This is a genomic window from Haloferax massiliensis (assembly GCF_001368915.1).
Taxonomy (GTDB): Archaea; Halobacteriota; Halobacteria; order Halobacteriales; family Haloferacaceae; genus Haloferax; species Haloferax massiliensis.
Genome location: NZ_CSTE01000002.1, coordinates 1,148,622 through 1,161,470, shown reverse-complemented (window position 1 = coordinate 1,161,470; position 12,849 = coordinate 1,148,622). Strand labels below are relative to the sequence as shown.

Below are 12,849 nucleotides of genomic sequence, written 5' to 3'. Positions count from 1 at the left end.
GCGACGCAGTCGCGGTCGCTGACTCAGTCGTCCGACGGCGAGGGACCGGTCCCCTCACCCGAGCCGTCGGCGACGGCCTGTGAGCCAGACTGCGACGACGCGGCGGGACTCGTCTCGCCCGACGCGGCGTCGGCTCCGCCGCCGCGTTCGCCCTGCCCGACGTCGAACCGGCCGACGAGATCGTTGAGCGACTGGGCGGACTCCGACACCTGCTGGATGTTCCGCGTGACCTCGTTTATCGCGGCGGTCTGCTCTTCGGTCGCCGCGGAGACCGTCGCCGTCTCCGAGGTGGTCTCCTCGCTCACGCTCGACACGTCGTCGACCATCGAGACGACCTCCTCGGTCGAGACGGCCTGATTCTCGGTCGCCTGCGAAATCTCCTCGACGCCGTGTTCGGCCTCCCGAATCGCCCCGGAGATGTGGTCGAACATCTCGATGGCGTCGCCGATGGTCTCGGAGCCGCTCTCGACGCTGTCCTGCATGGACTGCATGGCGTCGACCGTGCCGTCGGCGCTCTCGCGCACCTCGTCGATTCGGGACTCGACCTCGTCTGTGGCCTGACTGGCCTCCTTGGCGAGCGCCTTGATTTCGTTGGCGACGACGGCGAAGCCCTCGCCGGCCTCGCCCGCGCGGGCGGCCTCGATGGAGGCGTTGAGCGCGAGCAGGTCCGTCTGCTCCGCGATGTCGTTGATGAGCTGGACGATTTCGTTGATTTCGCCCACCTGCTCGCCGAGGGCTTCGACCCGCTCGACGGCCTCGTCGGCCTCGGTCTCGATGGTCGATATCTCGTCTGTCGCCTCCGCGGCGTGCTCGCGCCCCTCGTCGGCGAGCGACACGGCCTCGTTGGCGGACTGGACGACGCCGTCGGCGGAGGCGGCGACCTCCTCGATGGTCGCAGAGAGGTCGTTCATCTCGTCGGCGACCGTCTGGAGCCGCTCGGTCTGCTGTTCCGCGCCGTGGGCGATCTCCTCGACCGACCGCGCGGTCTCCTGACTCGCGGACTCGATTTCCTTCGCGCTCGACACCGTCTCGTTGCTCACCGCCGCGAACTCGTCGGCGACGGACTGCACCTCGACGAAGCCGTCCTGGAGCTTCTGAATCCCGGTGTCGAGGTCGGACATGATGGCGCCGAACTCGCCGGGGAGGTCGGTCCGCAGGTCTTGGTCGAGGTTGCCGTCGCCGAGTTCCGTCCCCGCGGTTCGGAGCGCCGAGACCTGCCGTTGGAGGTTCTCCTGCATGTCGTCGAACGCTTCGACGAGTTCGCCGAGTTCGTCGTCGTTGGCGTCGATATCCTCGCTGTCGTCGAACCGCCCGCGGGCGAGCGACTGGGCGCGGTCACGGAGCGCCTCGATCGGCTCCGAGAAGTACCGCGCGGCGACGTAGCCGACGCCGACGACGACCACGATGATGCCGACCATCAACAGCAGGATGATGTTCCGAGAGGTGTCTGCGCGGTCGTTCATCGCCTGTCCGAGCTGTTCGACCGGCCCCGTCACGTCGGACTCGGGGACGGTCGCAACGAGTTTGTACTGCCCGTTGCCGAAGTGGAGCGGTGCGTACCCGACGAAGTACCGGGCCGAGTCACCGCTTTCGCCGGCCGTCTCGTAGGTGGTGAGGCCGCGCTGGACGAGACCGGCAGAGAGGTTCTCGGCGACTTCGCCTTCGACGGTTCCGAGCGACTCCTTCGGGTCAGTCAGAAGCGCACCCCCTTCGCTCACGATGCTCATGTGGCCGGTTTCGCCGACCGTGATGTCGTCGATGAGCACGTTGAGGAGGTCGAAGTTGAACTGGAGCGTGATGGTCCCCGTGAGCTCGTTCCCGTGGTAGACCGGCGCGGTGACGTAGACCGTGGTCCCGTCGTCGGTCGGTACCACCTCACTGACTTGGATTTCGCCTTCCTGAAGCCTGGCCGCGCTCTCGAACCACGCCTCGTCCGCGAACGAGGTGTCGGCCACCGACTCGGTGGCGATGCCGTCGTCTGTGCGCGTCGCTTGGACGATTCCCTGTCCGTTCTCGTCGGTGAAAAGCACCTCGTCGTAGGCGGGGCGCTCCTCGCCGTCGATGGTCACGGCGCGGGTTTCGAGGTAGCTCCGGAACGAGTCGTTAATCTGGCCGCGGGCGTCGACGACGGCGGCCGTCTGCAACTCGTAGTAGTAGACGCTCGGCGCGAGCACCCAGTCGAAGTCCTCGTGGTAGGCGTACGCGACGAACTTCTCCTCGACGGGGTTGCCCTCCTGAGTGGTGTCTTCCCACTCGTACTCGACGATGCCCCACTCCTCGCCGTCGCGGACGGCGGGGTTGGACTCGATTTCGGATGGGACCTGATTGAACGCCGCTATCTCGGCGTCGTCGACGGCGTTGACCCCGTCGTCGAGGCTGTGGTGGACGACGAAGTCGAGGTCGCCGTTCAGGACGAACGCGTAGCCGGTCGACCCGACGTAGCCCGGTCGGAACGCGTCGGAGAGCGTCCCGCCCTGTTGAACGCCGCTTCCCGCCGTGCCGGCGATTCGCGCCTCGACTCGGTCTTTCACCTGTTGTTGCTGCGCCGGCGTGAGGTCCTCCCAGTCCTGTCCGCCGTACTGGTTCGCGAGCACCGTCTGTTTCGTGGTCTCGACGGTGGCCCGCATCTGGAGCGCCATGTACCCCAACTGCGCTTGACTCTGTTCTTGGACGAGTTCCATCTCGCCGGCGCGGGCGGCCTCGTAGTTCTGCACCGGTGCCGAGTTCGCCAGCGCGAGGGCGTCGATTCGGCGGGCGTCGAGCAGGTTCTGGATCTCCTCTTGCCGGGCGGCGACGGTGTGGTTCAGGTCGCCGGTGATCTGCGATTCGAGCGTCGCCTCGCTTTGGTCTTGTGCATAGTTCCCAATGCTATTCATTCCCTGAACGCCTGCGACCCCGACGATCGCCACGGGAATCAACGAGATGGCGAGACAGAGTGCGATAAGTTTCGTTCGTATCTTCATGATTTGGATGATGTCGGCAGTCCACGGTGTCCCCCAATACGCGCCAAACACCCCGGAAGTAGCCGAATCGCTCTGAATCTAGCTCTGCCTGAACGACCGTATAAAACTCACGCGCCAATTATTATCTTCGATATTCGAACGCCGAACCGATTCGGGACGACGCAGACTAACGGGTCGATGCTCACTCGGTATTGCAGTAATCGCTCAATAAATTTCGAACGGTTGTCACGAAATAGCAAACGTTGCGAACACGGGGAACCCCGCGCCGCCACCGCTGACTCTACCGCGGCGTCTCGGTCCCCCACTTATCGAGGGCGACCGCGAGTTCGGGCGTCTCCTCGGCGGCCTCGGTGATAGAGCGCCCCTCGACGTAGGCGTCGATGGCCGACCGAAGGGCCACCGCGCCCGAGCGGGTGCCGTCGGGATGGCCGTGGATGCCGCCGCCGAGTTGAACGCAGACGTTCGTCCCCGTGGCGTCGAGCAGGTCGGGAAGCAGGCCGGGGTGGAGGCCGCCCGAGGCGACCGGTAGCACGTCGGTCGTCCCGTAGAGGTCGCCCGCGAGCCACCCGTTGATGCCGACGGTGTCCTCGTTGGCGAGCTTGCCGAGGCCGGCGGTGCCGGTGTGGAGCTGGTCGACGCCGCAGAGGCGGCTTATCTGCGCGAGCACCCGCATCGAGACGCCGTGGGCCGGCAGGCGGTCGAAGGCGGCGTGCATCGCGCGGTGGGCGTGGATGGCGAGGCCGTGTTTCTCGGTGCGCTCGCGGACGGTCTGGAGGCCCGCCCAGCCCGCGGTGATGATGTCGACCATGACGTACTCGCCGCCCTGCGCGGCCACCTCGTCCACTCGGTCGAGCATCGTCCGGGTGTCGGCGGTGACGTTGATGAGGTAGGACTTCGTCTCGCCCGTCTCGTCTTCGGCGTCGTCGCGGAGCGACAGCGACTCGGTCAGGCGGTCGGAGAAGGGGTTGAACGCCTGGTCGGTCAGGTTCTCGTCGTCCTTCAGGAGGTCGACGCCGCCGACCCACGCGTCGTAGCCGACCTGCGCGTGCGCGGCCGTCGAGAGGCCGACTTTCGGCTTGGGAACCGTCGCCGTGATGGGGCGGTCGGTGACGCCGAATATCTCCTCGCGGACCGACGACCCGTACAGCGGGCCGGGGTACGCCGAGACGACCGACTCGGGCCACTCGCAGTCGAGGAGGCGAATCGTGTCGACCGCCTTCATGCCCATGATGTTGCCGGCGATGCACGACAGCACCTGCGGCATGTTGCCGGGTTCGAACAGCCCGGCGGGGTAGGCGACTCTGATGAGGTCGCCGTCGATGTCGAACGTCGTCGCGCCCATGTCGGTGAAATCCGCGCCGGTCTGGAGGGCCGCCCACGTGCCGTTGGAGGACTCAGAGGCCACGCGACTCGCCGCCGCCTCCGTCGACATCCCCGTCGCGGGGTCGATGCGGAAGGTGCAGACGAGGTCCTCGTCGGTCGGTTCGTAGTCGAGGTCGAGGAAGTCTTCGTACGTGATACCCATAGCCTCGCCTACGCTCCCGCGAAGCTTAAAACGGCATCCCGAAGCGACTTTGGCCCCTCGACGCGAAGGGAAACGGTTCGGTGCGGGGCGACGTCATCACGGGAGCGACACCGGCCGGACCTCCGCTTCAGGGCGACAGCAGCGCCCGGACCTCGCGGAACTCGGGCACGTCGGCGTCGAGGGCGGCACAGAGCGCGTCGGCCGCGCCCAGCAACCACTCGGCGCGCTCCACGCGGGACTCCACGTCGCCCGGGCCGATTCGGTAGCGCTCGACGAGTTCCTCGATGTCCGAGCCCTCGGTCCACTCGTGGAGGATGCGGGCGGTCTTGACCGCCGTCAGCCACTCCTCGAAGGGGTCGGCGTCGTGCATCGCGGTGGTGAACTCCGCGGCGTGACTCCGGGCGTACTGATACATCTGCGCCCGCTCTTGGTTGCCGAGGTAGGTGTCGTGCATGTCGGGCGTGTCGCAGACGACTTCGAGGGCGGTCCGGGCGGTGACGCGGTCGTCGGCCATCGTCTCGATGGTTCGGATGCCCGAGACGATGCGCGCCCCGGTCGTCGGCGAGACGTACTGCCTGGAGGTCTGCGCGCCCAGCGTCGTCGCCGACAGCGTCTCCCCCGTCACGTCGAGGAGCTCCATCGCTTCGAGGTCCGAGACCACCTCGGCGACGAGTTCCGCGAGGTCCACGTTCGGGTTCTGGTGGGCGTAGTAGGTCGCCGAAAACACGTCGGCGACGCCGTCGAGGCTGTCGGCGAACCCGGAGGCGACGACCGAGAGGACGTGCGTCCGGAGCGCCTCGGGGTCGGCGAACTGCGAGTCGACGGCCTCCGCGTCGGCGGTGACGTAGCGGTCGAACAGTTCCGCCTTCGTGTCCGCGTCGCCGACGAGGACGGCCTCGCCGAACGGGTCGAGGTGCGGGCGACCGGCGCGGCCGCACATCTGGTGCACGTCGAGGACTGGAATCCATTCCATCGCGTCGCCGGTGTAGCGCTTCTGGTCGCGGATGACGACCCGGCGAGCGGGGACGTTCACCCCGGCGGCGAGCGTCGGCGTCGCGCAGATGACCGCGAGCCGGCGGTCCCGAAACGCGTTCTCGACGGCGACGCGGTGGGCGCTCCGCAGGCCGGCGTGGTGGAAGCCGACGCCGGTTCGGGCGCACTCCGAGAGCTGTCGGCCGGTCGCGGTCCCCCCGAGTTCGTCGAGTTCGTCGCCGAGGGCGGGCGCGGGCGAGAGGTCCTCGTCGGCGAGGCGGTCGGCGAGCGCCTCGGCCTCGCGGCGCGACCGGACGAACGCGAGGCACTGTCCGCCGGTCTCGACCGCGTCTTCGACGAGCGCGACGGTCGCCTCGGTCGCCTCGTCGTCGTTCGGGCCGGTCGGGGGAACGACCACGTCGAGGTCGGTGCCGTCGTCGAACTCGACGGACTCGTCGGCGTAGACGCCGGTGCGGAGCGAGACGGGTCGCCACGCGCTCTCGACGAGTTCCGCGTCGAGCCAGTCGGCGATGGCCTCGGGGTTGTCCACGGTCGCCGAGAGGGCGACCAGTTGGAGGTCGGGGACGCGGCGCTGGAGCGTCGAAAGCGTGACTTCGAGCGTCGGCCCGCGCCCCGGCGCGCCGAGGAGGTGGACCTCGTCGACGACGACGCACGCGAGGCGTTCGACCCACGGCGCGCCGTTTCGAATCGCGGAGTCGACTTTCTCGCTCGTGGCGACGACGATGTCGTGGTCGCCGAGCTCCTCTTCGGCCGCGTCGAAGTCGCCGGTTGAGATACCGACGCTCACGCCGGGGAGTTGGTCGAACGTCTCGTACTTCTCGCGGGCGAGCGCGCGGAGCGGGACGATGTACAGCGCCGGCCCGTCGGCGGTGAGCATGGCGAGTTCCGCGATGAACGTCTTGCCGCTGGCGGTCGGAATGGCGGCGACGACGCGGCCGCCCGCCGCGACGCCGGCCTCGACGGCGGCGGCCTGCGGCGGATACAGCTCCTCGATACCGTTCGACTCGTAGTGGGAGACGAGGGCCGCCGACAGCGGGAGGTCGCGCACGCGCATCTGTGACAGTTCTCGTGACGGACTCACATAAGTATCTTCGCCGACGGGAGTTCATCGGCCACCGGTCGGCCCGGCGTTCGGGCGGCGAGAACCCGGCGTGAAGGCGACCGACGACGGCCGATGGACGTGATACGAGAGTCGGAACTCTCGGGGCGATGCGGTGATGAAAAATCGAGGTCGTCATCGGCCGCGTGGTGGCCGATTATCGCGGAATCGGCTCGTGGTTCGTTACGCGTCGGGACCGGACCACCGCTGGAGGGTCGCGGAACTCGACCCCGCTTCGTCGGTCCAGACGATGCGGACGGTCTGGTCGGAGAGTGTTTCGCTGGCGCCGGAGGGCAAGATTGTGACCGTGGTTCCCGCCGTCACGTCGGTTTGCGTGTCTCCGTTCAGCCCGGTCCAAGTTCGGCTCTCTGATGCATTAGTGGCATCCGCTTCGGCAGTGCCGTAGATGCTGACGCCCGTCGTGATGTTCAGCTGGTCCGAGTCGATTGCGCCACCGCTCTCGTGGGTGATGTTGAGGTAATCTGCGCTACTCTGGTTGTAGTCGAAACTGAAGCTCGCCTGCGGAGCGGTCGCGGTCTGCTCGCCCAGTCCCAACACGAACGTCCCGATGACGGCCGCGAGGATGACGGTAATCGCGACCATCAGAATCACACCGATGACCGGCGACACCGCGTCGTCGTCTGCGAATAGTTGTTTGAGTTTCATGGTTTGTATGTCGTATACATACGCGGTTTATCCGCGGAAGTCCCACCCGGAAAGCGGTATGTATGGTTACTACATTGGCCGTCGGGAACATAAATCTAACCTAGTAAACAACAACAAAAATCACGTTCAGCTCTAGCACACTGTTCAGTCAAGAATCACGAAAGCAGGCGACTTCGGTGCGTCGCCCCGAAAAATCAGTCGCCGCGGGGGGCTCAGATGTAGTCGTGTTCGGCGAGGCGCTCGACGGCCTCGCGGAGTCGCTCTTCGCTCGCGGCGTAGGAGATGCGGGCGTAGCCCGGCGCGTTGAACGCGCTGCCGGGGACGGTCGCGACCTTCGCGTCCTGAATCGCGCCCTCGCACCACGCCTGGTCGTCGTCGTCGACGGGGAGCATCATGTAGAACGCGCCCTTCGGGACGGCCACGTCAACGCCGTGTTCGGCCAAGAGGTCCACGAGCATGTCGCGGCGGTTCTCGAACGCCTGGCGCATCTCCTCGACGTCGTCGTCGGTGCGCTCCGAGAGCGCCTCGACGCCGGCGTGCTGGACGAAGTTCACGGCGCAGGAGACCGAATGCGAGTGGAGCTTGCCGGCCTGCGCGATGAGGTCCGACGGGGCGTGGAGGTAGCCGAGCCGCCAGCCGGTCATCGAGAACGCCTTCGAGAAGCCGTTGATGGTGATGGTGCGGTCTTCCATCCCGTCGAGGGAGCCGAGCGAGGTGTGCTCGAAGCCGTCGTAGACGATGCGCTCGTAAATCTCGTCGGAGATGACGGCGAAGTCGTGTTCGACCGCGAGGTCGCGGACGCCTTCGAGCGCCGCGTCGGAGAACACGCCGCCCGTCGGGTTCGACGGGGAGTTGACGACGAGGAGCTTCGTCTCGTCGGAGACCGTCTCGGCGAGTTCGTCGAGCGCGGGTTCGAGCCTGAAGTCGTGCTGCGCGAGGTCGACGCGGCTGAGCGTGCCGCCGGCGAGCTTGACCATCGCCTCGTAGGAGACCCACGCGGGGTCGAGGAGAACGACCTCGTCGCCGTCGTCGACGAGCGTCTGGAACGTCTCGAACAGCGCCTGCTTGCCGCCGGGCGTGACGATGACCTCGTCGGCCTCGGCGTCGACGCCGTTCCCGCGGAGCTTCGCCGCGATTGCTTCCTTGAGTTCCGGAATCCCGTTCGACGAGGTGTAGCTCGTGTGTCCCGCGTCGAGCGCGTCCTTCGCCGCCTGCGTGATGTTGTCCGGGGTGGGGAAGTCCGGCGCGCCGACCGAGAGGTCGACCACGTCTTCGCCCTGCGCTTCCAGTTCGCTCGCGAGGTTCGAGATGGCGAGCGTCGCGCTCGGTTCGACGCGGCCGACTCGGTCGCTGAAATCGAAGTTCATGCCAACGCCTCCACCATATCGGTCGCGGCGTAAACCGCTTCCGCACCTTTGCTGACGCGCTCGCGGGCCTCAGCCCCGCTCATCCCGGGGCCGGAGACGCCGAACGCGACGGGTTTGTCGCGGTCCAACGAGACCTCTGTCAGCGACTTCGCGGTCGCGTCGGCGATGACGCGGTCGTGGTCGGTGTCGCCGGTGACGATTGCGCCGATGACCGCGACGGCGTCGACGTCGTCGCGGCGGGCGAGTCGGTCGGCCGCGAGCGGCGAGTCGTACGCGCCGGGGACCTGAATCGTTTCGACGACCTCCGCGTCGCGCTCGGCGGCCGCGTCGCGGGCCGCCTCCTCCATCTGCTCCGTGACCGACGAGTTGAATCGGGCCACGACGAGTCCGAGAGAGACCATGGCCGACCCTTCCCGTCTCGGATAAAAGAACTACCGACACCGACCGAATTTGGCCCCGGCGACGGCCAAGCACAAAAGTTGTATTGACGGCGTGGCGATGGGTGGGCATGAGTACTGACAGTGGGACCGAGACGGTCGCTCGGTCCCGTGCCCTCCTGGCGGTTTTCGGCGTGGCGGTCCTCGCCCTCCTCGTCCGCCTCGTCGACCTCGGCGGCCGCATCTTCCACTGGGACGAAGGCCGCGTCGGCTACTGGATTCTGCGCTATCACGAGACCGGCGAGTTCTCCTACCGGCCCATCATCCACGGCCCGTTTCTCCCCGTCGTCAACGACTACCTCTTTGCGGTCCTGCCGGCGACGGACTTCACGGCTCGGCTCCCGGTCGCCGTCGTCGGCGGCCTGCTCCCGCTTTCGGTCTGGCTGTTCCGCGAGCACCTCCGCCGCGACGAGATGGTCGCGCTCGCGGTCTTCCTCGCGGCGAACCCGATTTTGGTCTACTACTCGCGGTTCATGCGCAACGACGTGCTCGTGGCCGCCTTCTCGTTCGTCGCGCTCGGCTTCGTCGTCCGCGCGTACGACACCGGCCGCCTCGCGTACCTCATCCCCGCGGGCGTCTCCTTTGCGACCGGGTCGGCGACGAAGGAGAACTACGTCGTCTACCTCGCGTGTTTCCTCGGGGCGGCGTTCCTCGTCTTCGACCACCGACTGCTCGCCCGCACCTCGGCCGGCGAGTCAGCCCGCGACATCCTCTTTTCGGAGTTGCCGGCGAGCCTCCGCGACCGACTCCGCGCACGCGGGGCCGGCAGTCTCGGCTACGGCGCGGTTCGATACGCCGCGGGCGTCCTCGGCGGCCTGCTCGCGTTCCTCGTCGTCTTCGTCTTCTTCTACGCGCCGCGGCCCGACCTCTGGAACGCGCTCGGCGGCTCCACCGCGGTCCTCCCGGTTCTCGAAGCCGGGACCGTCGGCGCGGCCTCCGAGATGGTTGGCAGTTGGCTCGGCGGGAGCCACCAGTCTCACGAGTACCTCCCGTATCTGAAGGACTTCCTCGAAACGTTCGTCTACGGCGCGCCGGTGCTCATCGTCTTCGCGCTCGTCGGCGTCGTCGTGGACCGCTACGGCGTCGTCGCCGGTCGAATCCGGTGGCTCGTCGCCTTCGCCACCTACTGGGGCGTCGTGAGCATCTTCGGCTACCCGCTGGCGACCGACATCCAAGCGCCGTGGGTCGTCGTCCACGCGGTCGTCCCGCTCGCGGTCCCCGCCGCGGTCGGCGCGGCGTTCGTCTTCCGCTCCGGCGTGCGGGCGCTCGATAGCAAAGACGCGGTCGGCGTCGGCCTCGCGGCGCTCGTCCTCGTCGCCTCGGTCGGCGGCGTCGCGGCCGCGAACGTCGACTACTGGAACGCCTCGACCGACGAGGACAGCGAGGTGCTCCAGTGGGCGCAACCCGCGAACGACTTACAGGCCACGCTCGACGACGTCGAGCGCGTGTCGGCCGCCAACTCCGGGACGGACGTGCTCCTCTACGGCACGCACCCGCCGGACAGCGACGAGACGCACTTCTACGTCACAAACGAGTCGGACCCCCTCGGCGGGCCGTCGTGGCACAGTCGCCTCCCGCTCCCGTGGTACTTCGAGGGCGCGGACGTCGAGCGCACCAGTAGCGCGCCCGACGCGAACGTCTCCGAGGTGACCGCCGACGCGCCGCCGGTCGTCGTCGCCTACGAGTGGGACCGCGCCGAACTCGAACCCGAACTCGACGGCTACGTCGCGCGCCAGCACGCCTTCAAACTCTGGAGCGAGGACGTGGTCGTGTTCATCGACGAGGACGCCCTCGACGCCGCGAACGAGACGCGGGGCTGACGCCGGACAGCGGCGTTCGACCGCCCCGATTTTCCCTCGCGTTCGACGGGGGTGAGCGCCGCGAGCGCCCGGCGCGTTCGGCGTCGGTCCTGCCCCATTCTATCCACGCTCATGCATATCTGGACACCGAATGTGGCAACGTTTATGCACCGACGTACTGAACCCGCGACTGTGACCGTCACCGTACCCGGACCCACGCTCGGCGTCGTCGGTGGGGGCCAGCTCGGGCGCATGCTCGGCGAGGCCGCCGCACCGCTCGGCGTCAATATCGTCGTGCTCGACCCGACACCAGACTGCCCGGCGTCGGCCGTCGCCGACCAGATCGTCGGCGACTTCGACGACCCCGAGGCGATGGCGGAACTCGCCGCGCGGGCCGACGCGCTGACGTTCGAAATCGAACTCGCCGACCCCGACCTGCTCGACGAGTTGGCCGCCGAGGAGGGAATCGCGGTCCACCCCTCGCCCGACGCGCTGCGGACCATCGAGGACAAACTGGTCCAGAAGGACACCTTCGGCGAGGCGGGCATCCCGATTCCGCCGTTCCACCGCGTCGACGACGCGGCCGACCTCCGCGACGCGCTCGACGAGTTCGGCTCGGTCATGCTGAAAGCCCGAACCGGCGGCTACGACGGCCGCGGGAACGTCCCCGTCACCGACCCCGAGGACGCCGAGGCCGCAATCGAGGAGGTCGGCGGCCCGGCGATGGCCGAGGCGTTCGTCGACTTCGAGCGCGAACTGTCGGTCATCGGCGTCCGCGGCGAAGACGAGATTCGGACGTTCCCCGTGGGCGAGAACGTCCACGAGGAGGAGATTCTCCGCGAGACGGTCGTCCCGGCGCGGACGACCGACGAGGTGCGCGAGGAGGCCGACCGCGTCGCCCGCGAGGTGCTTTCGCATCTCCCCGGTCGCGGCGTCTTCGGCATCGAACTGTTCGAGACCGCCGCGGGCGACGTGCTCGTCAACGAGGTCGCGCCGCGCCCGCACAACTCCGGCCACTGGACCATCGAGGGCGCGCTCTCCTCGCAGTTCGAACAGCACGTCCGCGCGGTCCTCGGGTGGCCCCTCGGCGCGACGACCCGCCGGTCGCCCACCGTGATGGCGAACGTCCTCGGCACGGTCGACGAGAGCCAGCCGGCGCGGCTCGGCGGTCTCGATGACGCCCTCGCCGAGTCCGGCGTCTCGCTACACTGGTACGGCAAAGACGAGGTTCGGCCCCTGCGAAAGATGGGCCACCTCACCGCCGTCGGCGACGACGACAACCTCGAAACGCTTCTCTCACGCGCACGCGAGCTCCGCGACGGACTGCACTTCGACTGACCGACGACCGACCACGACACTACTGGACCTATGACGACAGAACGGGACCTCATCGACGAACTGCACGCACAGGCCGACGCCGACCGCGACCCCGAGACGACGCCCGACGTGGGCATCATCATGGGGTCTGACTCCGACCTCGACGTGATGTCCGGCGCGCACGAGGCGCTGGACACGCTCGGGTTCGGCGAGCAGACGGACTTCGACGCGCCGCCCGAGGAGCGGTTCACCTACGAGACGTACGTCGTCTCCGCGCACCGGACGCCCGACCTGATGTACGCCTACGGCGACACCGCGCGCGACCGCGGCGTCGAGGTCATCATCGCCGGCGCGGGCGGCAAGTCCGCGGACCTGCCGAACATGACCGCCTCCATCGCGTACCCGATTCCGGTCGTCGGCGTCCCCGTCCAGGAGAAGTCGGTCGACTCGGTCATCGGGATGCCGACGGGCGCGCCCATCGTCGCGGTCGACGCCGGCAAGTCGTTCAACGCGGCGCTGTCGGCGGTACAGGCCCTGTCCCGCGGTCACCCCGAACTCGAAGACCGGCTCGTCGAGTACCACGAGGAACTCGTTTCCGACGTGGCCGAGACCTCGGCCGCGCTCCACGACCTCGGGGTCGCCGGCTTCCGCGAGTCGCGGTAGCGGGCCGCGTTTCGCTGCCG

9 protein-coding genes and 1 pseudogene are annotated in these 12,849 nt (G+C 68.0%); 3 read left to right on the top strand and 7 right to left on the bottom strand.

What is annotated here, in order from left to right:
* Positions 1 to 23 precede the first annotated feature (23 nt).
* The 7 genes and pseudogenes from BN996_RS20815 to ribH form a co-directional block, all read right to left on the bottom strand.
* Positions 24 to 1,121 (bottom strand): methyl-accepting chemotaxis protein, encoded by a 1,098-nt coding sequence (locus BN996_RS20815; protein WP_394326169.1) that lies wholly within the window; start codon positions 1,119 to 1,121, stop codon positions 24 to 26.
* A gap of 111 nt (positions 1,122 to 1,232) precedes the next feature.
* Positions 1,233 to 2,627, bottom strand: a pseudogene (locus tag BN996_RS20810) (cache domain-containing protein); the annotation flags it as partial.
* A 616-nt stretch (positions 2,628 to 3,243) separates the two neighbouring features.
* On the bottom strand, positions 3,244 to 4,488 hold the full coding sequence (gene rbcL, locus BN996_RS09965) for a type III ribulose-bisphosphate carboxylase (protein WP_089778673.1): 1,245 nt from the start codon (positions 4,486 to 4,488) through the stop codon (positions 3,244 to 3,246).
* 127 nt (positions 4,489 to 4,615) lie between these two features.
* Entirely contained in the window at positions 4,616 to 6,535 is a 1,920-nt protein-coding gene (locus tag BN996_RS09960; protein ID WP_089778671.1) for a DEAD/DEAH box helicase, read from the bottom strand.
* A gap of 228 nt (positions 6,536 to 6,763) precedes the next feature.
* Complete coding sequence (locus tag BN996_RS09955; RefSeq protein WP_089778669.1) at positions 6,764 to 7,246, bottom strand: type IV pilin domain-containing protein; 483 nt, start codon at positions 7,244 to 7,246, stop codon at positions 6,764 to 6,766.
* Between the two features lie 212 nt (positions 7,247 to 7,458).
* Complete coding sequence (locus BN996_RS09950) at positions 7,459 to 8,613, bottom strand: pyridoxal phosphate-dependent aminotransferase (protein ID WP_089778667.1); 1,155 nt, start codon at positions 8,611 to 8,613, stop codon at positions 7,459 to 7,461.
* A complete protein-coding gene (gene ribH, locus BN996_RS09945; protein WP_089778665.1) occupies positions 8,610 to 9,014 on the bottom strand; it encodes a 6,7-dimethyl-8-ribityllumazine synthase in 405 nt (134 codons plus the stop codon). The genes BN996_RS09950 and ribH overlap by 4 nt, the downstream gene beginning before the upstream one ends.
* Positions 9,015 to 9,121: 107 nt before the next feature.
* Between ribH and BN996_RS09940 the strand changes: the two genes are divergently transcribed.
* The 3 genes from BN996_RS09940 (at position 9,122) to purE (ending at position 12,829) form a co-directional block, all read left to right on the top strand.
* Complete coding sequence (locus BN996_RS09940) at positions 9,122 to 10,870, top strand: flippase activity-associated protein Agl23 (RefSeq protein ID WP_089778663.1); 1,749 nt, start codon at positions 9,122 to 9,124, stop codon at positions 10,868 to 10,870.
* A 171-nt stretch (positions 10,871 to 11,041) separates the two neighbouring features.
* Entirely contained in the window at positions 11,042 to 12,187 is a 1,146-nt protein-coding gene (locus BN996_RS09935; protein ID WP_089778662.1) for a 5-(carboxyamino)imidazole ribonucleotide synthase, read from the top strand.
* Between the two features lie 30 nt (positions 12,188 to 12,217).
* Positions 12,218 to 12,829, top strand: a complete 612-nt coding sequence (gene purE, locus BN996_RS09930) for a 5-(carboxyamino)imidazole ribonucleotide mutase (protein WP_089778660.1) — start codon at positions 12,218 to 12,220, stop codon at positions 12,827 to 12,829.
* Positions 12,830 to 12,849 lie beyond the last annotated feature (20 nt).